Source organism: Burkholderia sp. SIMBA_051, from assembly GCF_046534915.1.
In the GTDB taxonomy this organism is placed as follows: domain Bacteria; phylum Pseudomonadota; class Gammaproteobacteria; order Burkholderiales; family Burkholderiaceae; genus Burkholderia; species Burkholderia ambifaria.
The window spans coordinates 124019-150756 of the sequence record NZ_JAWRXS010000016.1 but is presented as its reverse complement, the minus strand read 5'-3'; the positions used below and the strand labels follow the sequence as shown (position 1 = coordinate 150756).

Genomic DNA, 26738 nt, shown 5'->3' with positions numbered 1-26738 from the left:
GGATCAGTTCGTCCCGTCGTACGTGACGATCTCGACCCAGTTCGCGCCCTTGCCGACCGGATACTTGCCGAGCGCGTCGAGGTGGCCGGTGTGCCGGTCGATGCGATACACCGCGAGCATCGGCGACAGTTGCCCGGCCGCGAGCAGATATGTGCCCGACGGATCGATCGCGAAGCCGCGCGGCTGCCGCTCGGTCGCGAACGTGCCGACTCGCGCGAGCTTGCCCGACGCCGCATCGACCCGGTACGCCGCGAGCGTGCTCGACGTGCGCTCCGACGCGTAGAGGAATTTGCCGTCCGGCGTCAGGTGCAGGTCCGCGCCCCACGGCTTGTCGCCATGAAAATCCGGCGGCAGGATCGACACCGTCTGAATCGGCCGCGCCTCGGCGCCGCCATGCGACAGCCCCAGCACGTGCAGCTTGCCGTCGAGCTCGTCGATCAGGTATGCGAACCGACCGTTCGACGAAAACACGAAATGGCGCGGGCCCGACTTCTCCGGCAGCCGGTAGGCGGGCTCGGCCGTGTCGGTCAGCGTGCCGGTCGACGCATCGAACGGCAAGCGCAGCCATGCGTCGGCGCCGAGCACCGACGCGAACGCGTAGCGGCCGTCCGGCGACTGGCGGATCGCATGCGCCATCGGGCCGGTCTTAATCGTCTGCTGCACGTCGCCGGCCACGCCGTTCTCGCCGATCCGGTTGACCGCGAGCAGGTTGCCGCCGTACGACGCGGAGAACAGGTAGCGGCCCGACGCATCGGTCGACACATACGCCATGCTGTCCGCGAGCGGCGCGCGGCCCAGCTCGATCAGCCGCCCGTCGAGCGGATTGATCGCGAAGCTGACGACGCGATACGGCGTCGAGCGCAGCGCCGCGTACAGCCGGTGATGATCGGGCGACAACGCCATCGGCATCACGGTGCCGTCGACCGGCACGGTTTCGATCGCGCGCAGCGCGCCGCTCGACGTGTCGACGCCGAACACTGAGATGTCGCGGCTGTCGCCGTTCGATACGTACGCATATGTCGCGGCATGCGCGAGCGATGCGGCCAGCGCGAATGCGGCGGCTGCGACGGCGCGCCATGCTGTGTTGTGGTTCATGGGAATAGATACGCTATCCGTGATACGCGATACGTGAAAAACACCGTTGACGCGATGACGGCGCCGGAGGTCGTCCGGCGCCGCGACAGGCAAGGCCTAGCGGTCAGAACACCGCGTGGCCGCTGATCAGGCTCGGCAGCCAGGTCGAGAAGAACGGCATATACGTGACGATGTTGATCGCACTGAAGATCGCGAGGTAGTACGGCCACGCCATCTTCGTCGTCTCGCCGATCGACACGTTGCCGATCGCGCAGCCGACGAACTGCACCGAGCCGATCGGCGGGTGCACGAGGCCGAGCGAGCAGTTCAGCAGCAGCATGATCCCGAACTGCACCGGCCCGACGCCGCACGCCATCGCGATCGGCAGGAACAGCGGCGTCGTGATCAGGATGTGCGCGGCCATGTCGACGAACGTGCCGAGGAACACCTGGATGATGTTGATGTACAGCAGCATCAGCCACGGCGCGGCGGTCGACTGCTTCAGCAGCCCTTCGATCGCATCCGGAATCTCCAGGTACGACATCTGGAAGCGCAGCATGTTCGACACGGCGATCAGCAGCAGCACGACGCCCGTCGTGCGCGCCGCATGCGACAGCGCACGGCGCAGCTTCGCGACGGTCAGCGTGCGGTACACGATCGCGGTCAGCACGAGCGAATACACGACGGCGATCGCGGCCGCTTCGGTCGCGGTGGCGATCCCCTTCGCGACGCACACGAGGATGATCGCGATCACCATCAGGCCCGGCACCGCGCCGACGAAGCTGCGCAGCACCGCATACCAGCCCGGAAACGACGGCAGCGCGGACGAACCGTCTTCACGGCGCGGATAGCCGTGACGCACCGCTTGCCAGTACGCGGCGACGAGCACGAAGCCCATCACCCACAACACCGGCAGCAGCCCGGAGAACAGCAGGTCGCCGATCGACACGCCGCTTACCTGCTGGCCGTGCAGCATCCCGGTGATCCCCTGCGCGGCGAACGCGTAGATGATCATGTTGGTCGAGGTCGGCATCAGCGCGCCGGCGAGCGACGCGTGCGTCGTCACGTTGACCGCGTAAGCCGCGCTGTAGCCTTCGCGCTTCATCAGCGGAATCACCACGCCGCCCATCGCCGACGTATCGGCGGTCGGCGAGCCCGACACGCCGCCGAACAGCGTGCATGCGACCACGTTGGCCATCCCGAGGCCGCCGCGGAAATGGCCGACGGTCGCTTGCGCGAAGCGCAGGATCCGGTCCGCGATGCCGCCATGCAGCATCAGCTCGCCGGAGAAGATGAAGAACGGCACCGCGAGAAACGAGAACGCGTTCATCCCCGAGATCATCGACTGCATCGCGGTCGCGATCGGCAGCCCTTCGACCATATAGGTCAGCACGCAGGAAATGCCGAGCGCGAACGAGACGGGCACGCCAAGCACGAGGAAAATCAGAAAACTGACGGACAGGATCGCGAGTTCCATGGCGTTATTGTCCCGACGAAGAACGACGAAGCGCGAGCAGGTGCTCGAGCGAGAAGAGGACGATCGCGATCGCCGCGGGAATCGTGATCAGGTAGCGCACGCCTTCGGGCAGCCCGATGATCGGGATGCGGTCGGCCATCGTCTCGGCGGCCATGCTGCCGCAGCCGACCATGATCGCGATCGCGAACGCGATCAGGCTCAGATGCTGGATCGCGATCACCACGGTGCGCGGGCCCGGCGACAGGCGCCGCACGAACGAGTCGAGGCCGATATGGCCGCCGTCGCGCACCTTCATCGCCGCGCCGAACATCGCGATCACGATCACCAGCAGCAGCGCGATCGGCTCGACGAAATCCGGCGCGTTCTCGAACACGTAGCGCATCACGACCGCGTAGAACACCAGCAGCGTGAGCGCCGCGAGACACAGCGACGCGATTCCCGCCAGCGCGCGGAACAGCAGGTCGTTCGCGCAGCGCAACAGCGGCGCGGCCGCGCGCGGCCGGCCCGGCGCCGCACCGTCCGCGGCGGCCGCGTCCGGCGAGCCCACGGCCGCCGCGCCGTTCAGGGAAGTGCGACGGGTCACTTGGTGGCCTCGATCTCGTCGACGATCTGCTTCATCTGCGGCGTCTTCTCGTACTTCGCCCACAGCGGCTGCATCGCCTTCACGAAGGCCGCGCGGTCGACCTGCGCGGCCGGCAGGATCTTCGCGCCGCCCTTCGTCACCGCCTGCTGCGCCGATGCCTCACGCGCGGTCCACAGCTTCTGGTAGTACGGCACCGAATCGGCCGCGGCCTTCCTGATCGCTGCCTGCTCCTGCGGCGACAGCGTGTCCCAGATCTTCTTCGAGAACACCAGCACTTCCGGCGTCATCGCGTGCTGCGTCTCCGAGTAGTCGGGCGCCACCTCGAAGTGCTTGGTTTCCTCGTACGACGGCAGGTTGTTTTCCGCCGCGTCGACCAGGCCCGTCTTCAGCCCCGTGTACACCTCGGCGAACGGCATCGGCGTCGGCGTGCCGCCCATCGCCCTGATCTCGTCGACCATCAGGTCCGATGGTTGCACGCGCACCTTCAACCCCTTCATGTCCGCCGGCGTGCGCACCGGACGCTTCGCGTAGATCGAGCGCGCGCCGCTCTCGTAGAACGTCAGCGCGATCATCCCCTTCGCCGAAAACGCGTCGAGGATCTTCTGCCCGGCCGGGCCGTACATCGCCTTGCGGAAATGGTCGACGTCGCGGAACAGGAACGGGAACGACGGGATCAGCGACTCCGGCACGATCTCGTTGAACGACGCGCCGTTCACGCGCGCCATGTCGATCGCGCCGATCCGCACCTGGTCGACCGTGTCCTTCTCCGAGCCAAGCGCGCTGTTGCCGAACACCTTGATCGAGTCCTTGCCGCCCGTGAGCTTCGACAGCTCGTCGCCCATGAACTTGACCGCCATGTTGGTCGGGAAGCTGTCGCCGTGCACGTCCGCCGAGCGGAATACGCGGGCCTGCGCGGACATCGCGAAGCCGGCCATCAGCGCGACGGCCAGTGCGGTACGGGAGCGGGGGAATCGGTGCGTCATCGTCAGTCTCCTTGTTGGTTGTAGCTCGCTATTTGGCGGCGATTCGGGTGGCTTGTGCATAGATCGGGCTTGGGCCTTCGCTGAATCGCAGTCATACGTTGTATGACGTGTCGGAGCGAATGTACGTCGGTTAATCGTTTAACTCACTTGGTGCATACCCCTATAAGCGCCTCTGTAGCGGGTTCACGGACGGATAGAGGGAAAAGCGTTCTCTGTTTAGGCGGATGCTAGCGAAACGTTTTCCGGAAATGGCTCTGTATTTGAATCGGAGGTAGGTTGCGTCGTTTTCCTGATGCCGAATGCCGTCTTTCGTTTCCCTGCCTCACGTCATAGGATGACTGTTCACAAGGGCGGCTACGGCCCACGCCGCCGCCCCGCCTCGACCGACCCGATACCAACCCGGCAGCGTCCGCGCACGCTGCCTCACCAGGAGACATCCGTCATGACATCCCGACTTTCCGTGTCGAGCGCCCGCCCGCGCGTGCTCGCCCTGTTCGCGACGCTCGTCGCGACCGCCGCCGCGTTGAGCGCGTGCGGCGGCGACGACGCGAGCACCGGCAGCAGCGCGGCCGCCTCCACGCCGCCCGCCGCCAGCGTGTTCCAGGTCGGCACGACCACCGTCGACGCCGCGCTGCCCGCCGAGCCGACCCTGCCCGCCGACACGCAGGTGTGCAGCACGCTGGAAGCCACCAATACGCTCGTGAGCCGCCCCGACGGCTCGCTGCCGCCGGAGGCCGATCCGTCGATCGCGGGTGTCGGCAAGGCCGTGTCGAGCGCGACGGCGAACCCCGACCAGGCGCGCATCCAGGCCGCGCTCGACGCGTGCGGCGCCGCCGTCGACGCCGAAGTCGGCGCGACGATCGCGGCCGCCGACGCATCGGCCACCGCTGCGCAGAAGACGGCGGCCGCGCCGAACGTGAACATCGCCGGCGCATCCGGCGAGGAGCTGGCCAAGCCGAAGTACCGTGCGAGCAAGTTCGCGGTGCGGCTCGTCGTCAACCGGACGGGCGCCGGCAACAGCTTCATCAGCGGGCCGCTGACGCTGCCGTCCGGCGTCACGCTGTGGATCGACAAGGGGGTGACGCTGTACGCGTCGCGCGACGTGAAGGCGTACGCGCCCAACGTCGCCGGACCGTATTGCGGCAACACCGCGGTCAGCGCGACGAAGGCCGGCAGTTCGTCGAACTGCCTCGCGCTGATCACCGGCACGAACCTCGTGAATTCGGCCGTGGTCGGCGACGGCCGGATCGACGGGCGCGGCTACGCGGAACTCGTGACGTCCGACGCGAAATACCCGCTGATGAAGGTCGACCTCACCTGCTCGAACACCTACGCGGCGTACAAGAGCGGCACCGTCGCGCCGGACGGCACCGCGTGCGACGACGGCGGCACCGTCGTCGATTCGAAGTCGACCGTGCGCAACATGACGTGGTGGGATCTCGCGTATCTCGGCAACATGGTGCAGAACGGCACGACCGGCTTCGGCTCGCAGTCGAACTTCCGTTTGATGGTGTTCAACTACGCGAAGAACCTGACGCTGTACCGCATCACGCTGAACAACAGCCCGAATTTCCACGTGGTGCCGAGCGGCGTCGACGGGCTGACGATCTGGAGCGTGAAGGTGCAGACGCCGACGCTCGCCGCGTTCGCGAACCCGGCCGGCAACGGCAACCCGCTGTACAACGGACAGACGTTCAACGCCGACAACGTGAAGAACACCGACGCGTTCGATCCGGGTTCCGCATCGAAGCCGACCTCGACGACGCTGTCGACCGGCAGCACGACCTCGTCGACCGGTGCGATTTCGTTCGACGGCTACCTGAAGAACTTCGTGTTCGAGTTCAACTACGTGAGCACCGGCGACGACGATATCGCGCTGAAGGGCAGCAACAATCCGTCGCCCGCCGGCTCCGGGTTGTTCGGCATCGACGGAAATCGCGACGTACGCTCGGATCGAAAATGGGGCGTCGTGATCGCGCACAACCATATCTACTGGGGGCATGGGATTTCCGTCGGCAGCGAGACCAACGGCGGCGTGACGAACGTTCAGGTGTACGACAATTCTTTCTGGGATTCGGAGGAAGGATTGCGAATCAAGTCCGACTACGCGCGCGGCGGCGAAGTGAGCAACATCCACTATTCGAACATCTGCATCCGCGATGCGAAGAACGCGTTGCTGTTCACGCCTTACTACAGCACAAAGGCCGTGCCGGCCGGCGGGCCGCTGTATCCGAACTTCCACGACATCTCGATCGCCAACGTCGTGATCATGGGGACGGCCGGCGTGAAACTGCAGGGGTTCGAAGCGAATACCGGCGGCTACGGCGAGCCGGCATTCCCGCTCGTGATGTCGCTGACCGATGTCGTGGCCGACACGCCCGACGGGATCTCGACCATCGCATCCGACGCGAACCTCACGCTGCACAACGTGAACCTGCCGGTGTTCGCGTCAACTGCGAACCGCGTCGTCGTGAATGGCGAGGCCACCCGCAACGCGCGTCCGGGCAACGTGCTCGACTGCAGCAAGGCGTTCGTCGACTTCCCCGGCATCGACCAGTCGAACCCGTTCGGCTCGACTTGGGCTCCGTCGTTGTAATGACGATGCGATGACGTCGGTTCTGCGTCGTCATGCGGGGCGTCGCGTCATCGTTGTCGGCGCGCCTGTCCTGTGCGCTTCGACACGCGGGCCGGACACGGCGCGCGTGTCGTCGTTGCGGGCACGCATGATGCGCGCTCGCAGCGACGTCGGAAACGCGAAAGGAGGTGTGCTATGCAGACGACCAGAACGCCGGCGGGGCAGAATCAAGACCCGCCGTTGAATCCGGGCGATGAAGGGCCGCCCGATGCGCCCGGCGTAGGCGAGGATCTGTGCGGAGTATGCCGCGGCACCGGCATGGTCGAAGGGCAGAAATGCGCGGTATGCGGCGGTACCGGCAAGGTATTACAGGGAATCGGTGGCGGTTAATCGGGATTCGGCGATGCCCCGGACGGCTTGGGCATCGCATGCGACCCCGCTTCAGCGTCGGACGCTAGTGCGGCATGTCGGCTATCTCGCCCCGCACGACTTCAACGCCCCAGCCGCCGGTCACGCAGGAACGCATTCAACTCACCGCCCGCATGCTCGATGTGCCGCTTGAGCAGTGACGCCGCCGCCCGCGCATCGCCCTTGCGGCACAACGCGACGAGTTCGGCGTGTTCGGATTCGGCCACGTCGCGCGCGGCCTCGGATAGAGACAGTTGCACGCGCGTGTAACGGTCGGTCTGTTGCAGCAGCGACGCGACGATCGCCGTGGTTTTCGGCTGGTCGGCACGCGACAGCAGCAGCTGATGCAGTTCGGTGTTCAGTTCGCCCCAGCGTCCGGACTGGCTCGCATGCAGCACTTCGCTGTATTCCGCGAGGATCGCGTCGAGCCGCGCGAAATCGTCGGCGGTGAGCTTCGGAATCGATTTTTTCAGCAGCACGGGTTCCAGCAGCGCGCGCAATTCGAACAGTTCGGTGATGTCCTCCGGTGACAGCTCCGAGACGATCGCACCCTTGTGGGGCAGGATCTTCACGAGCCCTTCGCTCTCGAGCTGCACGAGCGCTTCGCGCAGCGGGATGCGGCTGATGCCGAGTTCGGTCGCCAGCGCATCCTGGCGAAGCTGGTAGCCGTCGACATACTCCCCTGTCAGGATACGGCGGCGCAATTCGTTCGCTGCGGCTTCGGCGCGCGTGGCGTAGACAAGAGCAGGGCGTTTCTCGTTCATGTTGCGATTCGGACTTGGGGAAGGCGGGCAGGCAAGCGCCGGTGCGGCGGCGGATATTGCATATTTTCTACAATATTAGCAGAGGGGTCTTGGGGGAGGTGGCGGCGGACGCGGAGCGTCGGGCAGGCGTGCCGCCGCGCCCGTCGGTCAGCCAACAAAAGGGCTCTTCGTAGGTGTCGCTACCGACCCATTTCAGCCAGTCACGAAGTCGGAGCGTGAATGTCGGTTCGGGGCAGCATTGGACAATGGTCCCCGACGTTACAAGCCCGCGTCGTAGTTGTCGCTACTGCCGCAAATGCGGAGCGAAGGTCCTGCCGACCACGCCCGAGATGAAATCGATGACCGCGCGAATCGGCGGCGCATGCCTGAGATCGGCATGCACAACCAGCCAGATTTCGCGAGAGAACGACTCCCCATCAAACGGCAGGCGTTGCAGATCGGGATCGCTATCACCCATGAACATTGGCAACGCAGCCACTCCGACTCCCGTTCGGGCCGCCACCTGCTGCGTCGTGATATCACTTACTTCGCAAATGATCGGTCGCCCTTGGGCAATCGACTCAAGCCACTTCTGGTGCGGCATTTCCGCGAATTGCGCTTCATAGCCGATGAATGCCCAATCGGCGGGGGTAGACGCGTGCACATATCCGTGGCTCGCATATAGCCCAAACATCATCTCACCAAGCTTGCGCGTGACGTTTTGTGGTTCCTCGGGGCGAACGAGCCGCACCGCAAGATCCGCTTCACGGCGGCCTAGCGAGATTCGCTGCGCCTGACTGGCCATCGACAACCGAATGCCCGGGTGTAATCGAGTGAATTCATGAAAGTGATTCGCGAAGAGGTTATTCGCGAGCACTGGCGGCACGCTCATGGTCACCATGCCGTGCATCGGCATGTGCTCCGCTAGCGCAAGTCGCTCAATCGCAAACGCGTGCTCTTCCATTTGCTCGGCCAATTGGAGAATCTGCCCGCCTGCTGACGTTGGTCGGCACGCACGCGGCAATCTGTCGATCACACGTACCTGCAGTTCGGCTTCGAGCGCGCTGATGCGACGACTGACCGTCGCATGATCGACACTCAATCGTCGTGCCGCGGCCGAGAGACTGCCAGTTTGCGCAACGGCAATGAAGCAGCGAAGGTTTTCCCAGTCGAACATCGGTGCATTTTCTCCGGGTTGCTATGCGATTTTGCGGAATATTCGCACAGACCGCGATCCTATACGCTTCGACCTTCCCAATTCGAAGGATTGTCGATGCCGTCACCATCCAAACATCAGTCGTTGCTGGTTCAAGTGGCGGCATGCCTCGGCTTTGTCGTCGTTCTGGTCGACGTCAGTGTCGTCAACGTCGCGCTCGACACGTTGCGGACGGCTTTTGGCGCAAATGTCACCGACCTGCAATGGGTCGTCAATGCGTATGCGCTCGTCTTCGCATCGTTGCTGCTAATTGCGGGCGCGCTGGGCGACCGGCTTGGTGCAAAGCATATGTTTATCGCAGGCTACGCGATTTTCACGCTGTCATCGATCGGCTGCGGCTTGACGCAAACCATGCAAGCGTTGATCGAGTGGCGTCTGGTCCAAGGGCTAGGCGCAGCGCTGCTGGTGCCGAATTCGCTGGCCGTCTTGCGTCTGGCGTTTCAGGATACGGCGACGCGCAGTCGGGCGATAGGCTGGTGGGGCGCGGGAGGTGGTATCGCGTTGGCCGCAGGACCGCTTGTGGGCGGGCTACTTGTCGCTGTAATCGGCTGGCGCAGTATTTTTCTGGTCAACGTGCCCGTCGGTGTAGCAGGCATCTGGTTGACCTGGAGATTCGTGCCTGATACGAAAGCCCAACGTGGCAGGAGTCTCGACCTTCCCGGGCAACTCACCGGCGCACTTGCACTGGCGGCGCTCACGTTCGCATCAACCGAAGTCAGCGCGCTGGGCTGGAGCAGTCCCGTTGTTCTCGGCGCCTTCGCACTATGCATCGGGCTGAGTATCGTATTCATCCGTTTGGAAACACGCAATCCGGCCGCGATGCTGCCGACCGCGTTGTGGGAGGACCGGACCGTCCGCAGCGCGACGATTATCGGCATGATCGCGAATCTGGTCTTTTACGGCATTGTCTTCACGTTAAGCCTGCTCTTTCAGTCCATCTGGCACATGACGCCAGTGCGCTCGGGAGTTGCACTCTTGCCGATGATGGGTATTTTGATGCTGATGAACATAGTTGCCGGACGACTGGCGAGTCGGCTGGGGGCGCGGACGTTGGCAACGATCGGCTTACTGATTTCCGCAGTCGGTTATCTCGCGATGTGGCCGGCAATCGCCGCGGAATCTTTCTGGCTGCTTGCAGTCCCGATGCTCCTCGCAGGCAGTGGCATCGCCCTTACGATTCCCACTATTACTGCTGCCACGCTTACCGCCGTGAGTAGCGCACACTCGGGGGTGGCATCGGGATTGTTGAATGCTGCCCGTCAGATCGGTGGCGTAATGGGCGTCGCGATATTCGGCTTCTTCGTTCGGCGGTCAGGGTGGGTGTCGTTTATGCACGGGATGGAGCATGCATTGGTCGTTTCGGTACTACTCTTGATAGTCGGCGCCGCAATGGCCTGGCGAAATTTAGGCCAGACGCCGCCTCTAGCTCGAAGACAGAATGGTCGTTCACCGTCCTGAAGCAGACGATTGAGCGTCAGCAAGTCGTCGCACGAATAAGACCGCTTCTGGCCGACTACAGCCCGACGGTGAGCCGTTGTCGGATGCCGGCGTCGAACGGACTGCATCCGGTTGAATCCGCCACCCTTCCCGGCCATTCGCTACGTCAACTTGACTTGAAGGGAGATCCAGTTCGAGTCCCGAGCAACGGGCGCTACCTGACCCGGACGCTCGCCTGAAACCGAAGCGGCCATTGACACTCTTGCTTGAGTCGGTTTGTCGCTTTCACCAATAGCGCCTCACCACGCGATGTGTCCTTCGACACAATCGCTGCCAACTTTGGCCAGCGCATTCACCAGCCCTGCGCGCAGCAGGGTCAGCGCGCGGCTCTTTTCGTCGATTTCTGTGAGCTTTGCTTGCAGGCAAGCGACCTTTTTCGCAACACCGAATGTCGGACTGTCCCATATATGAATGACGTCGCCAATTTCCGTGAGCGTGAAGCCTAATGCCTTCGCATGGATAATCAGCTGTATCCGCTGTAACGAGCGTTCGGAGTAGTGCTTGTACGTATTTGTCGCGTGAGGTTGTGTTGCTTTGTCCAGCAGCCCCATTCGCTCGTAGTAGCGCACGGTATCGTGCGAAACGCCCGCCCGCTTGCATAGTTCGCCGATGCGCATGCTGCCTCCATTCAATGTTGTGGACCGTCATTAAGGCTTGACCGTTGCCTGTAGTCAACGGTTTACAGTCCAAGTCACCTTCCACTCCATCCGCGGGCTATGAGAAATCGTTTCGATTTTCACGGAAAAACAGCACTTGTCACGGGTGCATCGTCGGGTATCGGGCGCGCGTTTGCCTATGCATTGGCCAAACGTGGTGCGAGCCTTCTGCTGGTCGCACGTTCTCGCGACAAGCTGCGCGATCTGGCCGCGGAACTGCGACGCGACTATGCGTGCGACGCCGATTTCCTGACGGCCGACCTGAGCACAACTGATGCCGTACACACGATCGATTGCCACCTGAAGGTGACCGGAAAAGTCATCGATGTACTCGTCAATAATGCGGGCTTTGCGGCTTACGGGCGCTTCGAAACGATTCCGTGGACGCGCCAACGCGACGAAGTGCTGGTGAACTGCATGGCCGCAATCGAGCTGACTCATCTTCTGCTGCCGGGGATGCAGGCGCGTTCCGCTGGCGTGGTCATCAACGTCGCGTCGACAGCCGCATTCCAGCCCGATCCTTATATGGCCGTCTACGGCGCAACCAAGGCCTTTCTGTTGTCATTTTCAGAAGCCGTTTGGGCTGAGAACCGGCATCGCGGCATCCGGGTCGTCGCCTTATGTCCCGGGGCGACGCAAACCGCCTTTTTCGATGTCGTTGGCGCGCAGGAGGCGGCCGTCGGCACGCCGATGCCTGTCGCGAGTGTGGTGCAGGATGCCTTGCGGGCGCTGGATCGCAATCGGAGCCATCGGATTGTTGGAACCCGGAACCGGCTGCTTGCCAATTTGCAGAGACTGTTGAGCCGCGAGATGTCGGCACGCCTGGTTGAGAAAATCCTTCGGCCGAGAGACGTTCAGGACCTGGTGACCGGAGAGACCAACGCGTAGGGTGCGGCCACTATCCGCCCCACGTTGCGCTCCAGCCGTTCCGGTTTGAATGTGAGCGGCTTCCGGCGGCCGTATTGGGCGGCGGAACGTGATGTCAGAGAACGAAATGGCCCGACGCGGATGGTCGCCACGTGCGGTTGGTAGGCCTGCCGGCGGAGTTGGCCATCGATTGTCAACGATCCGAGCGTCCGTGTCGAACGGCTGAAATTGGCCGGTTTCTGTCTTTTATCGATCGCTTACCGATGGAACGACGAGTCCGGCATCCAAGGCCATGCGTATTCGGGGTAAGGAGCCTTTGCAGCTCCTTGCAGCTCACAGGGCGCGAGCGCACAGGAGATATTGCCTCGAGCAATCAGCCTGCGCCGTCGGCGGTGCACGGAGTATCCGTCGATGTCGCATCCTGGCGGCCTGCCCGGATTACTACTCCCTGCGGTAGTGGCCTACACTAGAACTTACCCGTTCCGCGGGCTCGGTTGCAGTTGCAGCTTTGATGCAATGCAGTGTTGCCGCCGGCCGATCGAAGCGAGCGACTGGCGATACCACGGGCGACGCCGGAGTTATCTGCTGCCTGAGCTCATCTGGAACCGACGTTCAAGGAGGAGTTCATCATGTTGCAAACCAGTGAAATCCAAAAGCGCTTTACCCATCTGCAGCAAACCGTGAGCGAGGCATCACGTACCTGTCACGCCGACAGGACGATTCCAAAGGACCTGATCAACTGGATGGATGAGTTGGACAAGGAATGCAAATCGGCGAAGAAGCTCATGGCGTCCAACGATGAAGATCGTATTCGGCAATGCGTCGACGATCTCGAACGAATCGGTGATCGTGCAGAGCGTGCTTGCCAACAGGCCGGCAGTCTTGATGCCAAGATCATGAATGCAGTAAGTACGATGCATTCGGAACTTTCCGATCTAAAGCGACAACTGCATTGACGTACCCGACAGCCCCGGTTTCATGTGTGTTTCACGCCGGGGCTGTTTGCCCTTCGGCCCGCACTTTGACACGCCGATAGGCAATATCAACAACTGGACCTTCCCGGCACCCGCGGTTTGTGAACACGCGGCGCAACAGTTCGAGTACTTGCACGCGGGTCCTGAAGCAAGGGCACTTTATGCGCTGATGCGATTGGTCGAGGGGCTTGATCCGTCCTTTCGGGAGTGATCGCAGCCGTGGTGGTCGCGCCCATGCGAGCGCGATTGGGCAAGCCCACCCCTAATCCGTGCTCGCGTTCGCAGATCATCAGCGGACCGGAGTCGACCCACCCACTCGCGCCGTTGGAACCTAAGCTACCTCAACGGCAGGTACTGCACACAAGAAGTCACCTGTGCCTAAGTGCTGGCGCCCGACCATGTCGATCCGGAACCTGAGTCCGCGCCGACAATCGGGAATATCCGCTGCGCGCAATCAGAAACGCGTTCAGCTCGATCACGCGGAACGTCGCCGACATCATTAGCGAGTCGACGTGGCGACACATCGGCGTTTGGCTCGGCGCCCGCGGGAGGGAATAGGTCAGGCCAATGCGTCGCCAGGCTCCCAGATCCTATTCTGGATTGAAGACGGTCTGATCGTAACTGCCCGGCGTTGGAAAATGACCGCCGGATTGATCATGCAGGAATGCTCGTATTGCGGATGGCCGGCACACCCGGACTTTTCGCGCGATGCGCATCGGCATTTGCAGTCGCAAAGCAAGTAAGGTGCGGCCTCGTGGCCGCACCCGGATCGAGACGGGTAGCATACGGGTATGCCGCTCTCCGCGAAACTTGCCCAGTAACAATCAGGCGCAGCTTACGGCGCGTTGCCGCCTCCCTTTCCATTGTTCGCACCGCCCCGGCCGAGAGCCGGCTGGTTGGCAGAGATATCACCATAGCCGCCCAGACCGCCAGTGCCATAGGTCAGATCAACCGCCGACGTCGTGAGGCCAATGTTGATCTTGACGGTCGGCGCGAGCGACCCGCCGCGCCGCGGGCCGATTGCGTCGATAAAGGATTCGACCAGGCCGCCCGGCATCACATAGTGCGAATACGATTGGAATGTGCGTGGATTCTGGTTTGGATCCAGCGCAAACGGAAAGCCGATAGGTTGAGTGAGGTCGGTCGGGTTGCCGAGCACCAGGCCGCTGCCCTTGTTCATCGGCAGGAAATCGCTGCGGATCCCGTTGCCGACGAAACCCATCACGCCATCCGGCCCGTCGACGCCAGTCGCATAGGTCGAGCGGTGGGTGATCGTGAACAGATAGTATTTGCCGTTGCTCAGATAGATCTGCGGCCGCTCGGTCTGGTCGTCCACGCAGTTCGCGGAAAGAATCGGTGGAAGAAACTTCCATGCAGTGAGCTGAGGATTCGTCGCGATCGCGAGGCCGACGTTCGCTTTCTGCAGTACCGCACTGGAAGCATTCACAGCTGCGACAGTCTCGGCGAACGGGTCGCCGGATACATAGCCGAGGTCGTCGGCAGTGCACGTGGGCGCCCCACGCGGGCCGGCGGTGTTGCCCTCGAACACCATGTACGTGTCGCCCGGATGAGCCGGATCGAGGAACACGTACGGGTCACGGAAGTTGTAGAAATTATTTTGCGCACCATTCTGATACAGGACACCGTCGGGTTGCAGCAGCGCCTGGTGATCATTGAAGCCGTCGAACCACACATGCGTGGCGTCCGCGTGGATATGGCCGTCCGCGCGCGCAATGATCGCGACCGGCGGGGTGATGTCCGGGCCGTTCGGGGACGTTTTGTTGAACGCCAGCGCCGTGTAGTAGAGACTCACGTTGGCGCCGCTGGTGAGCCTGGCGGAGCCGGACCATTCGGCGTTTTGCGTGATCGGCACGGTGGGGCCGAAAACCCTGATGCTCGAGCCATCCGGGAACAGATGGCCGCCGAAGATCCATCCGCCGTTCGCGGGCCGCTGTGACGCGGGAATGCCCGTCTTGCGATAAAAGAATCCAATGCGCGCATGCACGTGCCGGTCGTCGAACGAATAGCCGCCGTGGCGATCGGCGGTCAGCGAGAAAATCACGTCCCAGCCCTTGTAGCTGAGTTGCACTGCGTGCAGGTCCGCGAGCGGCCAGGTGTCCCATACCCAGAAGTCGGCATTGGTGTCAGGGAAGTCCGCGCGGATGTTCGGCATGGTGAGGGCCGGGGGCAGCGAGTTCCCGCCGACTGTAGTGGGAAGGGACATGGCCTTGATCTGCCGGGCATCCGCCCTTGTCCATCGGGAGGTAAAGCTGGCGGCGGGATCGAATGCCTGTTGGGAGTGAGGTGTCGGGGCTGGGAATTGCGCCTGAGCTGGTGTCGTGGCGATAATCATCACGACGGCAGAAACTGCGCTCGCGAGCAGGTGGGGGCGGAGCAGCCGGCTCTGCGGAAAACAGCTACTCATCATCATTTCTCTCCTGAGTAATAACTGGTAGCACACCGTAATTTTTACGAAATGCGAGTCTAGTCAAGAGCACGCAATTGAAGGTGTCAACCGCTTGATTGTGTCAGGCCGATGCCCGACGGGATTGGCCCTACAGCCGGCATCCGTGGAACTACATACATAGTTCAAAGTCGCCCGCCGTTCGGCGTGACGGACCATCCTGCATGCCTTGACGGCAGCGATACACTTGGCATTCGCAACGCGGCACGTCCGGGAGAACCAGGCAAGTCCTTGCTGTAGATGCGATGCGTTCTGGCGGAGCCCAGCTTTCGAGCCAACGCATGGCACTATTGCTTTGCACCGCGTGGATCAGCGAGACGGGTAATCGTCATATCGCTGAACGTCGCCTCGCCATTGTCGGCGAAGACCGAAACGCGATTGGCGTCGGGTGCCGGAAAGATGAGGTCGGTGATGACAGTACGGCCGTCGCCCGTAAACACTTCCACTGAATTCCGGTCGACCAGTACGGTAAGGCGCAACTTCCCGTTCTCCAACGGCATATTGACAATGTGCTGCTTGCTGAACGCGTTCGAGAATCGGATGTTGCCGGACCTAGAGCGGTCGAGCGTGAGGGTCGGGCTAGCGGTGTCGTAGAAGATCCAGGTGCCGACATCACCATTCGCCGAGCCCCGCACAGTAAGGCCGGCCCGCTGGGCCGAATCGTAGATGGATTTATCAGATGTGTAGTGGTCGAATGAATTCGGACACTGATTTTGGCGAGAATGATCGCCATGAAGCGGTGTCTGACGAGCAAGCACCGACGTCCGTTTTCCCCCGGAGTTCAAACAGCAAGCAGCCAGTCTGGTGCTCGACCAGGGCTATAGCCATATGGAGGCAAGCCGCTCGGTCGATGTCGGCGAGACGGTGCTGTGTCACCGGGTGCAGCAACTTCAGATGGAGCGTCGGGGCGTCGTGCCGCAGGCAAGGCAATCACGCCGGATCAACGGCGCATTCAGGAACTCGAGGCGCGTATCGAACGCCTCGAGCGTGAGAAGGCCATTTTAAAAAAAGCTACCGCGCTCTTGATGTCGGAAGGCACCGAACGTGCGAAGCAATTGATCAGATCGGCGCAAGCGAATCGGTCGAACTGATCTGCACGGTATTCGACTGTAGCGATCCTGCCAGTATGCATACCGGGAGCATGCCCAGCGCGTTGACACCGAGCGCATGGCACCGCGTGGCCGGGTACACGAGCTGTTTATCGAGAGCCGAAGCTCTTGGCACCGATCGCGGTCGAATTCTGCGTTCGCAGAACTGGTCACACACCAAGGCTCACCGGCGCAGCCCGAACACGCCGTGCCAGAGCGCGCTGAAAAAGTCCGTATGCGCGTGTTCGCCACTCCTTCGCGCGTCGCTCTTTGACGCCTGCGCCGATGCCGCCTGTGTCGCCCTCTCGTCGCATTGCGGCATCTGCTCATCACGCTCCCCGTCCCGCGATGCGCCCGGCTGGCGCGACGCATGCAACTCGACCACGCTGCCGGCAATGCGCTCGGCGAGTTGAACATCGCAATCACGGCCGAGCAGAACACCGAACACGACGTCGCGGTTGTGCCCTTGCTCGGCGAAGCGCATCGCCCATGCCACGAACCGCGCATATTCCGCTTCGCGCTCCGCGTTCAAGCGCTCCCCTTCTTCGCGAAGCCGTGCGTGACGCAGCATTTCCTCTGCGTAAGCGGTGTCATAGACGCGGCGCAGCTCCGGGTCCGAGAGAATCGCGTATGCCTCCTTGATCTCCTGAAATCGCGCATGCGCGTCTGCTTCGCACCCGACGTTGCGGTCGGGATGCGCTTTCATCGCCGCCTTTCGGTAGCCTCGCTTGATTTCCTCGTTGGTCGCGTTCTCGCACACACCGAGCAATTCATACATTGTCGTCATTGTGCGTCGGGATGAAAGTCGGATCGCGTTGATCGTAGCATGTCGCCGCAGCGCCAATCCGTCGGGTTGAGAATTCACCGGGTTCTGACACCCTGAGTGGAGGTCAGGAACGCTTTGGCAGATGACGAAATCTGAATCATTCTCATCGGAACGGCCGTTTGCCGACTGGAGCGGTCGCTCGAGTGTCCGAATGTGCATGCAAGCGAACGGCGCCTCATTTCAAGAAAAAGTAAACAGTTTTTGAATGAACTGACAGCGAAGTCCCCCATCGATTCATGGCATTGACGTTCGCTTAAGCAGAATGGCTTGATCCGACTCGACCAACGTTGCGAAACATCTGAGAGGCACCGAAATTAGATGCCTTGGGACAACAATCCGCTCGCACGTCCAATCCTCTGCAAGGACCTTTGGCAGTCCGTCGTCGACCTTTCTGTCGATATCGCTTTCAAGCTCCCGTCCTGCCGCGACAACAAAGGTGTTCGAGATGCGTCTGGTGACATTCGCCGTCTCCATAAGAAACTGCCGCAACTCGTCGAGATCAAAATTGCGCGGCAAAGGAAGGGAGACGACGAACTGTGCCCTCACACCATTTTCTTCAATACCGATGCTGCTTCGAGCGCCGCCGGCTCCGATAGATTGATCACCGTATATGAAAAGCAGTTCATCATTTCCTGCACCGGCTGCCAATAGGGACTCGCCTTCAGGCCACGGTTCACATTGCGCAACGCCGGTCTTGTAGTTGTTCCGACATATCTCGTGAAGGTTGTCAAAGAACGGGGCGTAGGACTTTGCGAGATCGAAAACCATCCCGAGGCGTTCAGCCGGCGAGATCGCTTTCTCAAGCACGGTGACTATATTCAGATGTTCAGCCATGGTATGCCCCTTCGGACAACGACCATTTAGTTGGAACAAGGGCTGTCGCGATCGCTTACCCAAACGCGGCAACAAACTACCGCTCATCATCCAGCCCCGCCGACGCCTTCCCTCCCGTCGACATCCCTCACCGCGTCCCCTCCCCTTCCCCGGCCCCTCTAGCCGCAACCATGCGACTTTGCACAGCAACGAGTTGATCATCCGTAGTCGCCACCAGCCACAGACGCGCCTGCTCCTCGATCCGGCGGTTGTGATCTTTCAACGGACCCATCGTGGCAGCGGCCTTCCAGACCACCGGGCCGATACGGCTTTTCCTGCCCGATGGCGCGCCTACCAGCAGACAGTAAGGTCCCAGCGGCAGCGACACGAATGGAAGTGCCGGACTCGCGGATACGCGCCAGTCAATGAACGGCGCGTCGCCGATAAGGAGTGGCTGGGGCAAGCCGTAGAGCACACTAAAATCGTACAGCCCAAGTTGCTCGCGCATGCCGACATAAACGCGCCGGATGTCGTCGACAACCGCCGCGCGGATCTCGTCGTCGAACATGGGTTCCTGCGCGTATCGGGCAAATGCGTTGCGAGCCTCCCCTTGGTATGCACTGAACAGGCCAATCTCCACGCAGTCCTGCACGGCGCGCTGCACCTCCGCTACAGAACCGGCTTCTTCCGGCTTACCCAACTGCGCAGCCCGCAAAAACCGGGCAAGGCCGGCCTCCTGAATTGCGGGCCCCTCCACAGACGCATCGTCGTCAGCGCCGTTGCCAAGCGGCACGTAGATATATTTCTCCGCTGCGAAATGCGACTTCTTGCCTTCATCAAACTTGATTTCGCAGTCGACGCAGTCCAGATAGCGAGTCCCGATTCGGCCGTGCTCCCAAACCCAATTTTTCAGGAACGGACGTAGCGGATGCAGTCTGTCGTGATCAGTCATGGAACCCTCCAGGTTGCCCCAGTATAGTTCCAAGTTGCCGATCGCCCCGTGCAGGACATGGCGATCGATCAATCCGACGGATCGAGGCGCCGGTCAGACTGCACGCGACACAAGCTCGCGCAGAACCGTCTCCAGTTCGACGCGGCCACGCACGATTTCGTCAGGATTACTTTCGAAATCGATCCAGCCTTCGTTGAAGCCGTCCAGCATGCGCATCCGGGGTAGAGGATGCTTCATGCCCTGCCCGCGGAACAGCGCTTCCCACGTCTGCCTGTCGACAACTTCCGCGCGTACCTGCGCACCCAGCACGTGAGCGAAGGCCAATGCGAGATCATTGGGACTCACCCGGCGCGGGCCCTCGAGCTCGACCACGCGCACACCGCACCACGTCTGCTGGAGCAGTTCGGCCGCAACGCGGCCTACATCCGCGGTAGCGACCATCGGCACGGGCTTGTCGAGCGGCTGGAGGTAACTCGCAATGACGCCATCGCCTCGCGCGGACGCGACATCCCATGCAGCGTTTTCCATGAACCAGCCAGGCCGCAGGAATGTCACCGGCATCGGCATCTCGCGCAGTGCCTGCTCCATCAGCGTGCGTTGCGTGAGCAGATTGCTCTCGTCGGCCTGCGCGCCGATCGTCGACAGGCAAACGACTTTTTCGGGCCGCGCCTTCAGGAGCGCTGCGGATACAGCCTCGATCACCTTCCGCGCTTCGGGAAACCCGGGTGCCGGATCGAACTCCGAAGGCGGCAGGATAAAAACGCCGGTGGCGCCCTCGAACGCGGCGGCGAGCGACGAAGCGTCTTCCATGAACGCCGTCGCGATCTCGCAACCTCGCTCTGCCCATGATCCTGCCCGCGTCGCATCGCGCACGACCGCGCGCACCGGCTGCCCCGTGGCCAACAGCTCGCGGGCCAGTGCGCCGCCAACCTGGCCGGTGATTCCTGTTATTGCATACATTGCTCGTTCTCCATGTGGGATACATCGGTTGTCTCGGTGACACGCATTCTGGACAAACGCCGATCGAAACAAAATGACATGGATGGCATCAGATCAGTGACAACGAGTCATCAATGCGGCATGATCAGCGGCGTTATCCTGCGCTGCTGCACGGCGCAGTTTTGGCGCGTTGGCCTTCGGGTTTGTCGGTCGCGATCCACCACCCGCATTCAGTCGAGCAACCATGAGATCCAGTAGCGAGAAGCTGTCCGGCAGCATCAGCGTGTTCGCCGCCGTGGTGGACATGGGGACGTTCGCGGCCGCTTCGGAAGTCATAGGAATGACGCCACCGGGCGTCAGTCGCGCGATTGCGCGGCTGGAAAAAAAGCTCAACATCCGGCTCTTCAACCGAACGACGCGCTCCGTCTCGCTGACTGAAGAGGGCCGCCGCTTTTACGAGCAGGTCATGCCCCATCTCGCCGGGCTGGAGGAAGCAGCTGCGGCTGCGGCAGGTAGCGCCTCCGCAGTGCGTGGAAAGCTGAGAGTCAATCTGGATCCTGTCGTCTACCGGACCATTCTTGGGCCGCAACTCGATGCGTTCATGGACGCGCACCCGGAACTCGAAATCGAGCTCATCGCGCGAGACAGTCTTGGCGACCTCGTCATGGACGGCTTCGACATCGCCGTGCGATTCGGCGAGCCCCGAGCCTCTACGCTGATCGCGAGAAAGTTGCTCGATACCGGCATTGTTACGGTCGCGTCGCCCGCGTATATCGCTCGCCGGGGACGGCCGGCAAAACCCGAGGACCTTGAAAGCCGAAGCCACCGATGCATTGAATTTCGCAACCCGGAGACAGGCAAGCCGTTCGCGTGGGAATTCCATCGCCGACGGAAACGCGTTGTGGTGGACACCCGGGGACGCCTCACTGTCAACGATCCGGGCGCCTTGCTGAACGCATGCCTAGCTGGTTCCGGAATCGCGCAGATGTTGCTGCTCGGTGCCGAGCCCCTGATCGCGAACGGCCTATTGATCAATCTGTTTCCCGAATGGGCAGACGAGCGATTTCCGCTATACGCGTACTACCCGTCCCGGCATCACCTGCCGGCAAAGATGCGGGCGTTTCTTGACTTCGTTGTGGAGTTGATGGGCAAGAACGAGCGCGGCGGCGCGCGTTAAGCACCCACGATCTCGTCGTCAGTCGCATCTCAAAGCAGCAGCGACACACATAGCGCCACACCGGTCAGGTAGGTACCCAGTGCGCCGACGAACCGCAACGGGTTGAACCTTGCCATCGTCGGCCATGCGATCAGTCCGATGACGAGCAAGCAGCGGCACACGGTCGCCGCGACCATCAGCGACACTGTCGCCGTCGAAGGCGATCGCGCACCAAGATAGAGAAACAGTAGCGCGAGGAACGGCGCGTATTCGGCCGTGTTGGCATGAGCCCGGACGAGCTTGTGCAGCAGGTTCGCGGGGTCCGGCTTGCAGCCCGACGCGATGCCTTCACGGAAACGCATCGCCGAGATCGACAATCCGAGGCCGAACAGGAGCAGCCCTAGAACCACCACGCATGCGAGAGCAACGTTGTTCATTCGAGCGCACCTCCTTGGCAGAGCATCAACGAACGCCGGTTTGGTGGGGTAAAGCTACACCGATCTTTAGCCAAACCATCAGCGCAGATCGGCACGAAGGTCGCGCACACCGCGCCCGGTCCTCTGGCGCAGGAGCGCACCCAACGTCGCCCCGTCGATATAGCCTACCTGAGCGGCCGCGGCTTCCAGGTCCATGCCGCCATGGAGCAGCGCTTGGGCGTGCTCCACGCGCAAGTCCTGAAAATAGGACAGCGGCGATTTTCCCAGTATCGCTTGGCATCGCCGCTGCAATGAGCGCGTGCTGGTCCCTACCGCGGAAGCGGCATCCGGCAGGGAGAATCCATCTTTCAGATGATCCCTTGCCCAGCGCTCGAAACGCAGGACGAGGGGATCGGCCTGCGCCAGATGGTTCGGGATAATGTATTGCGCCTGCGACGAACGCAGGTCGGCGAGCAGGTATCGCGAGACCACCACGGCCAACTCCGGACTCGCCTTGCGAATCAGCCAAAGCGCAAGGTCGAGATGCCCCATCGCCGCGCCGGCTGTTACGCCGATATCGGTCGGCACCAGCATTCGCGACTCTTCGAGCTGCACCTTGGGGAAGCGTTGCCGGAACAGCGGCGCAAGCCACCAGGTCGTCGTCGCCTCGCGATCATCGAGAAGACCGGTTTCGGCCAACACGAACGCCCCGATACACGAAGTGGCGAGGTTGGCTCCCTGCTCATGCCACCTCCGGAGCTCCACAACCGCCTGCTTTACGTCAGCCCGCTCGAGCGCCGGAATCAGAAGCTCCGGTGTCGAAGTCGCCAGGGCAGGAAGAATCACCCAGTCCGGCATCAATGCCGGCGTTATGGGCTGCACGGGAATAAGGAGCCCGCCATTGGTCCGCACCTTCTTGCGCACCCCCACGACGCTTATTTCAAACGGAAGTTGCCTGCCTTCACGGGCCGCGAAACTGTTCGCCATCCTGAGCGCATCGAGCATCGCCGTGTACCCGGTGTCAAACACACCATCGAGAGCAATCAGCGTGATTCGCATGGCGTAAACGACCCCAAAGTTGGCATTTACGACTGTACCTTCTTTCGAGTGCGGGGACTAGACTCTGCCTCGTCGATTCACCAAGGAGACGACAGATGAAAGTTTTTGCAATCGGAAAGGGCGTGAAACCCATCACGGACGACGTTCGGCAACAGATCATGCCGAAGGAAGTCCCGCACACACTTAAGCTCTACCTCGAAGGGAAAATCGAGCAGTTTTACTTTATCGACGAACATCCGGGCGTGGTCTTCCTGATGAGCGTCGAATCTGTCGATGAAGCCAAGGCGATCGTGGGTGCAATGCCCCTCGCGGCTGGCGGCTTCCTCGACTTCGAGTTCCTGCGGGTCGGCCCGCTCAAACCCCTCGGTATGCTGCTTCAGGGTAAATAAGCGAATAGCGCCGTCAATGATGCTGCAAGTTGTTGACGGCGCACCGGATGCTTTGAAGCGAGGGGAAGCGCGCTGACTATGAAGCCGACAACAGAGTGAGGCCGGTTTCTAGGCACCGCCGCCTCCAGCGACTTTAAGTTGGTCAACAAAAGCTAGAGCAACCGGCGCCCAAGACATACCGCGCGCCTTTAGCTAGATGCCACCGTGCGCGGCGATGAACATGGCAACGGCCGACCGGCAATAGGATTCGATTTCGTTGTCGTCCGCTGCTCTCGCCTGATCGAAGCGTGCGACCATCAGAAGATCGGATCCTTTGAAAAGCGCGGCAAACAAGCGGGCGGACCGGAGGGGATCGGGCACGTTCAGAAGCGCCTTCGCATGCAATTGACGCAACAGGGCCTCAATTTGAGCGATGACATGGGCGGGGCCAGCTTCGTAATGGAGCTTGCTTAACGAGTTTTGATTCGTCTTGTCGGCCATGACCATGGCTTCGACACTGCGAACATCTGATCTCAACAGCGTGCGCAGCAGTGATGATCCCACCGCCATGAGCTGATCTTCGACCGAACCGTCGACGCCTTCAAGAAGGGCCTGTGGTGCAAACAGCTGATGGCAGCCGGCCGCGATTGCCGCGCTGAACAGCGCCTCCTTGTTCTCGAAGTGCCGATAGATGCTGAGCTTGGATATCTTCGCCCGCTGGGCGACCTTGTCCAACGTCGTCGCTTGAAAACCCAATTCCACAAATAGTTCGCCCGCGGCGTCGACGATCGTTTGGGCAAGCGCCTCATTGGCGGGCCGGCCACGCCGGGCCTGTTTATTTTCGGTCACGATAATTCCGGTACTTGACAGTATCTCAATAATATAATTACGATACCACGTAGTACCTGAAATGTGCAAGCCAATGGGTGGCGTCCTCCGAATAGGTTTCCCCCCAGCCCCCTCCATCCACAACACGGAGCCCATCACCATGAATGACGTCATCATCATCGGCGGCAGCTTTGCCGGCCTCGCCGCCGCCCTGCAGCTCGGCCGTGCCCGCCGCAACGTCACCGTTCTTGACACCGGCCGTCCGCGCAACCGCTTTGCCAGCCACTCGCATGGCCTGCTCGGCCACGATCACAAGCCGCCGCTGGACATCCTGCTCGAGGCGCGGCAGCAGCTGGCGCGCTATCCAACGATCACGATGGTCAATGCCCGGGCGGAGAGCGTGTCTGGCGCCATCGACGATTTCTGCATCGTCACTGACGACAACGAAAGCCTAAAGGCGCGCCGCCTGATCCTGAGCTATGGCGTCGCCGACCAGATGCCTGATGTTCCGGGCTTTGCCGAAAGCTGGGGCACGTCCATCGTGCCCTGCCCCTATTGCGACGGCTTTGAAGTCGCCGGCCAGCATTGGGGCCTCGTTTGGTCCGGCCCGCAGTCGCACCAGTCTGTCAGGCTGTTCCACGATTGGACCGACAAGTTGACTGTCTTCTCCGATGGTCACGACATTCCACCCGATATCCAGGCCGATCTGGCGCGCCGCAAGATACCTGTCGTCGATGGCCGGATCGTCGAGATCGCCCATCACGAGGGCCATATCGTCACCGTCAATCTCGATACCGGTCGCAACGTGGCGGTCGACGTCCTGTTCGCCAATCCGCGCAACAAGCCGTCGGCAAGCCTGCATGAATCACTGAGCCTCGCCACGGTGGATACGCCCACCGGCATCGTTCTCAAGGTCGACGAGCGCCGCCAAACCAGCATGCCCGGCATCTACGCCACTGGCGACCTCGCCACGCCCTTCTTGCCATCGGTTACCCAGGCATCCTCGCAGGGCGCGATGGCGGGCATCTTCGCCCAGCAGTCGATGGTGGTTTGAGAGCACGGATTCCCTTCTCTTGTTGCGTCGCCGCCTTCGAAAAGGTTGGCGTAGATCGATGCGGCGAAGGGTGGATCGTCGAGCCAAGGAGATGACATGGCAAAGCAACGTGCGGATCAGGTGGGTGACTGGAATGGTCAAAGCGGGGAGCGCTGGGTCGCCAATCAGGCCCGGCTCGACGCTCTGGTGGCGGTGTTCGGCCAGGCCGCGATCGAAGCCGCCGCGCCCGCGACGGGCGAGCGCGTGCTAGACATCGGCTGCGGCGCGGGCGCGTCGACTCTGGCTCTGGCCGCCCGCGTCGGCCCGGGGGGCCAAGTGCTGGGCGTGGACATATCCGAACCGCTGATCGGCCGAGCGCGCGCACTTGCGCCACAGGATACGCCGGCCCTGTTCCAGGTGGCCGACGCCAGCAGCGCCGAGCTGCCCGAGGGCGCGTTCGACATCCTGTTCTCGCGTTTCGGGGTGATGTTCTTCGACGATCCGACAGCGGCGTTCGCCCATATGCGACGCGCGCTGCGGCCGGGCGGGCGGGTCGCTTTCGTCTGCTGGCGCGGTGCGGCTGAGAACGATTGGATGCGCCTGCCGGTGGGCGCGCTCAAGGGCATCCTCCCGCCGAGTGCGCTGCCCGATCCCGAAGCGCCCGGCCCGTTTTCGTTCGGCGACCGGGAGCGCGTGGCACGCATCCTGACGACGGCCGGCTTTACCGATATCGCTATCTCGCCCTTCGACGCGGCCGTCCGATTCGGCGAGGGCGAAACGCGGGACGCTGCGATCGACGACGCGGTGAAGATGACACTCGAGGTCGGCCCACTGTCGCGTGCGCTCGCTGATCAGCCCGACGACATCCGCGCCCGCGCGTCGGCCGCGGTTCGTGCCGCCTTCGCGGGCCTCGCCGGCGAGCGGTCAGTGATGATCGACGGCGCGGCGTGGATCGTCATGGCACGCAATCCGGCAAGCTGACAGGGATTAACAAGGGAGACGCCCTGCTCGGTGGAGCTGCGCGTCTTTGGCCGCTCAGATTGATGTCCCTTCTGGCCGATGAACATGAGACGCAACCCACAGCAGCACCTGCAACCGTCACTCCAATGATGATGCAGCAGTACCTGCACCTTATCTGACGAGGCTCGGCGCGCAAACCTACGCCACGACCTACGCTTACCCTTTCGAGAATCGGCCGTTACCGAGGCTGTGTGAAAACGCGAAACCAGCCGGTTTTCGGGTGTCGCTTTACCCTTCCCGAACCGCCGCCAAGCCTATACAGCGCGATCTGAAGGGGGCGAATTCCTGGAGCAACGCGGCCAGCCTGCGTTTTCACACAGCCTCGACCCGAAGCCGTCTTCCGACGCGTCTTGCGAGACAATGGCACCTCTGCGACTGCATCGTCGGCATAGCGCGTATTACGTGCAACTCAAACGCGAACTTATTCGCAGCTTCGATAATTGTGAAAATATACGCTTTGTCGTTCTTTTATTAATAATAAGTGAATGCCGACCTGCAGTGCTGCAAATCTTCAAAGTATAGATCGGGTTGCACGTGAGTTATGCGCCAAGATGGAGCGCGAAACTTCGCCAAGCAAAAAAGAAATTTCTAGTTCATTACCTTTATTTTTCTATACTTTCTAATCGTTGATTGGCAACGCCAATAAAATTCCGAAGTGAATATTATTAATATGAAGCGCGATTTTCGCCATGGCTTTGACGTGTCTGCTGACTATTGCGGAAC

The 26738-nt window shown here is 61.8% G+C and carries 24 protein-coding genes and 2 pseudogenes; 10 read left to right on the top strand and 16 right to left on the bottom strand.

Annotated elements, in window-relative coordinates; genetic code table 11:
• Positions 1-3 precede the first annotated feature (3 nt).
• From SB771_RS31070 to SB771_RS31055, 4 genes are all read right to left on the bottom strand, one after another.
• Complete coding sequence (locus SB771_RS31070; protein WP_175662678.1) at positions 4-1095, bottom strand: lactonase family protein; 1092 nt, start codon at positions 1093-1095, stop codon at positions 4-6.
• A 103-nt stretch (positions 1096-1198) separates the two neighbouring features.
• The gene (locus SB771_RS31065) at positions 1199-2551 is read right to left on the bottom strand and encodes a TRAP transporter large permease (protein WP_006755328.1); all 1353 of its coding nucleotides are present in this window, start codon (positions 2549-2551) and stop codon (positions 1199-1201) included.
• 4 nt (positions 2552-2555) lie between these two features.
• Entirely contained in the window at positions 2556-3134 is a 579-nt protein-coding gene (locus SB771_RS31060) for a TRAP transporter small permease (RefSeq protein ID WP_175662679.1), read from the bottom strand.
• Complete coding sequence (locus SB771_RS31055; RefSeq protein WP_175662680.1) at positions 3131-4117, bottom strand: TRAP transporter substrate-binding protein; 987 nt, start codon at positions 4115-4117, stop codon at positions 3131-3133. The genes SB771_RS31060 and SB771_RS31055 overlap by 4 nt, the downstream gene beginning before the upstream one ends.
• 442 nt (positions 4118-4559) lie before the next feature.
• Between SB771_RS31055 and SB771_RS31050 the strand changes: the two genes are divergently transcribed.
• Both SB771_RS31050 and SB771_RS31045 read left to right on the top strand, forming a co-directional pair.
• Positions 4560-6713: a glycoside hydrolase family 28 protein gene (locus SB771_RS31050; protein WP_175662681.1), complete on the top strand. Its 2154-nt coding sequence runs from the start codon at positions 4560-4562 to the stop codon at positions 6711-6713.
• 174 nt (positions 6714-6887) lie between these two features.
• Complete coding sequence (locus SB771_RS31045) at positions 6888-7082, top strand: hypothetical protein (RefSeq protein WP_006750620.1); 195 nt, start codon at positions 6888-6890, stop codon at positions 7080-7082.
• Between the two features lie 101 nt (positions 7083-7183).
• Here the strand turns inward: SB771_RS31045 and SB771_RS31040 are convergent, their stop codons facing one another.
• Positions 7184-7864: a GntR family transcriptional regulator gene (locus SB771_RS31040; protein WP_006750619.1), complete on the bottom strand. Its 681-nt coding sequence runs from the start codon at positions 7862-7864 to the stop codon at positions 7184-7186.
• Positions 7865-8147: 283 nt separating this feature from the next.
• Complete coding sequence (locus tag SB771_RS31035; RefSeq protein WP_175662682.1) at positions 8148-9020, bottom strand: LysR family transcriptional regulator; 873 nt, start codon at positions 9018-9020, stop codon at positions 8148-8150.
• Between the two features lie 96 nt (positions 9021-9116).
• On the opposite strand from SB771_RS31035, the gene SB771_RS31030 reads away from it, so the two are divergent.
• The gene (locus SB771_RS31030; protein ID WP_175662683.1) at positions 9117-10517 is read left to right on the top strand and encodes an MFS transporter; all 1401 of its coding nucleotides are present in this window, start codon (positions 9117-9119) and stop codon (positions 10515-10517) included.
• 278 nt (positions 10518-10795) lie between these two features.
• Here the strand turns inward: SB771_RS31030 and SB771_RS31025 are convergent, their stop codons facing one another.
• Entirely contained in the window at positions 10796-11173 is a 378-nt protein-coding gene (locus SB771_RS31025; protein ID WP_175662684.1) for a heavy metal-responsive transcriptional regulator, read from the bottom strand.
• A gap of 99 nt (positions 11174-11272) precedes the next feature.
• Here SB771_RS31025 and SB771_RS31020 point away from each other — a divergent pair, with 99 nt between their 5' ends.
• Positions 11273-12100 carry an SDR family NAD(P)-dependent oxidoreductase gene (locus SB771_RS31020; protein ID WP_175662685.1) on the top strand — a complete coding sequence of 276 codons (828 nt, stop codon included), beginning with the start codon at positions 11273-11275 and terminating at the stop codon, positions 12098-12100.
• Positions 12101-12708: 608 nt separating this feature from the next.
• Complete coding sequence (locus tag SB771_RS31015; protein WP_006749580.1) at positions 12709-13035, top strand: hypothetical protein; 327 nt, start codon at positions 12709-12711, stop codon at positions 13033-13035.
• Positions 13036-13888: 853 nt separating this feature from the next.
• Here SB771_RS31015 and SB771_RS31010 read toward each other — a convergent pair.
• Both SB771_RS31010 and SB771_RS31005 read right to left on the bottom strand, forming a co-directional pair.
• Positions 13889-15484, bottom strand: coding sequence for a glycoside hydrolase family 68 protein (locus SB771_RS31010; RefSeq protein ID WP_410721231.1), 1596 nt, complete (start codon positions 15482-15484; stop codon positions 13889-13891).
• Between the two features lie 320 nt (positions 15485-15804).
• A pseudogene (locus SB771_RS31005) lies at positions 15805-16176 on the bottom strand (GH32 C-terminal domain-containing protein); the annotation flags it as partial.
• Between the two features lie 72 nt (positions 16177-16248).
• On the opposite strand from SB771_RS31005, the pseudogene SB771_RS31000 reads away from it, so the two are divergent.
• Positions 16249-16735 (top strand): annotated as a pseudogene (locus tag SB771_RS31000) (transposase); the annotation flags it as partial.
• A gap of 54 nt (positions 16736-16789) precedes the next feature.
• Here SB771_RS31000 and SB771_RS30995 read toward each other — a convergent pair.
• From SB771_RS30995 to SB771_RS30980, 4 genes are all read right to left on the bottom strand, one after another.
• A complete protein-coding gene (locus SB771_RS30995; protein ID WP_410721230.1) occupies positions 16790-17392 on the bottom strand; it encodes a J domain-containing protein in 603 nt (200 codons plus the stop codon).
• Positions 17393-17665: 273 nt separating this feature from the next.
• Positions 17666-18265: a hypothetical protein gene (locus SB771_RS30990; protein ID WP_175705180.1), complete on the bottom strand. Its 600-nt coding sequence runs from the start codon at positions 18263-18265 to the stop codon at positions 17666-17668.
• Positions 18266-18392: 127 nt separating this feature from the next.
• Positions 18393-19196 (bottom strand): hypothetical protein, encoded by an 804-nt coding sequence (locus SB771_RS30985; protein WP_175662154.1) that lies wholly within the window; start codon positions 19194-19196, stop codon positions 18393-18395.
• Between the two features lie 93 nt (positions 19197-19289).
• The gene (locus SB771_RS30980) at positions 19290-20156 is read right to left on the bottom strand and encodes an NmrA family NAD(P)-binding protein (protein ID WP_175662155.1); all 867 of its coding nucleotides are present in this window, start codon (positions 20154-20156) and stop codon (positions 19290-19292) included.
• 223 nt (positions 20157-20379) lie between these two features.
• Here SB771_RS30980 and SB771_RS30975 point away from each other — a divergent pair, with 223 nt between their 5' ends.
• Complete coding sequence (locus SB771_RS30975; protein ID WP_175662156.1) at positions 20380-21312, top strand: LysR family transcriptional regulator; 933 nt, start codon at positions 20380-20382, stop codon at positions 21310-21312.
• Positions 21313-21341: 29 nt separating this feature from the next.
• Here SB771_RS30975 and SB771_RS30970 read toward each other — a convergent pair whose 3' ends face one another.
• Entirely contained in the window at positions 21342-21728 is a 387-nt protein-coding gene (locus SB771_RS30970) for an MAPEG family protein (protein WP_165754292.1), read from the bottom strand.
• Between the two features lie 78 nt (positions 21729-21806).
• Positions 21807-22766, bottom strand: coding sequence for a GlxA family transcriptional regulator (locus SB771_RS30965; RefSeq protein ID WP_175662157.1), 960 nt, complete (start codon positions 22764-22766; stop codon positions 21807-21809).
• A gap of 95 nt (positions 22767-22861) precedes the next feature.
• On the opposite strand from SB771_RS30965, the gene SB771_RS30960 reads away from it, so the two are divergent.
• Positions 22862-23155 (top strand): hypothetical protein, encoded by a 294-nt coding sequence (locus SB771_RS30960; protein WP_165754290.1) that lies wholly within the window; start codon positions 22862-22864, stop codon positions 23153-23155.
• 192 nt (positions 23156-23347) lie between these two features.
• On the opposite strand, the gene SB771_RS30955 is transcribed toward SB771_RS30960, so the two are convergent.
• Positions 23348-23983 carry a TetR/AcrR family transcriptional regulator gene (locus SB771_RS30955; protein WP_165754289.1) on the bottom strand — a complete coding sequence of 212 codons (636 nt, stop codon included), beginning with the start codon at positions 23981-23983 and terminating at the stop codon, positions 23348-23350.
• Between the two features lie 139 nt (positions 23984-24122).
• Here SB771_RS30955 and SB771_RS30950 point away from each other — a divergent pair, with 139 nt between their 5' ends.
• Positions 24123-25016 (top strand): NAD(P)/FAD-dependent oxidoreductase, encoded by an 894-nt coding sequence (locus SB771_RS30950; protein WP_175662158.1) that lies wholly within the window; start codon positions 24123-24125, stop codon positions 25014-25016.
• 96 nt (positions 25017-25112) lie between these two features.
• Positions 25113-25976 (top strand): class I SAM-dependent methyltransferase, encoded by an 864-nt coding sequence (locus SB771_RS30945; RefSeq protein WP_175662159.1) that lies wholly within the window; start codon positions 25113-25115, stop codon positions 25974-25976.
• Positions 25977-26738 lie beyond the last annotated feature (762 nt).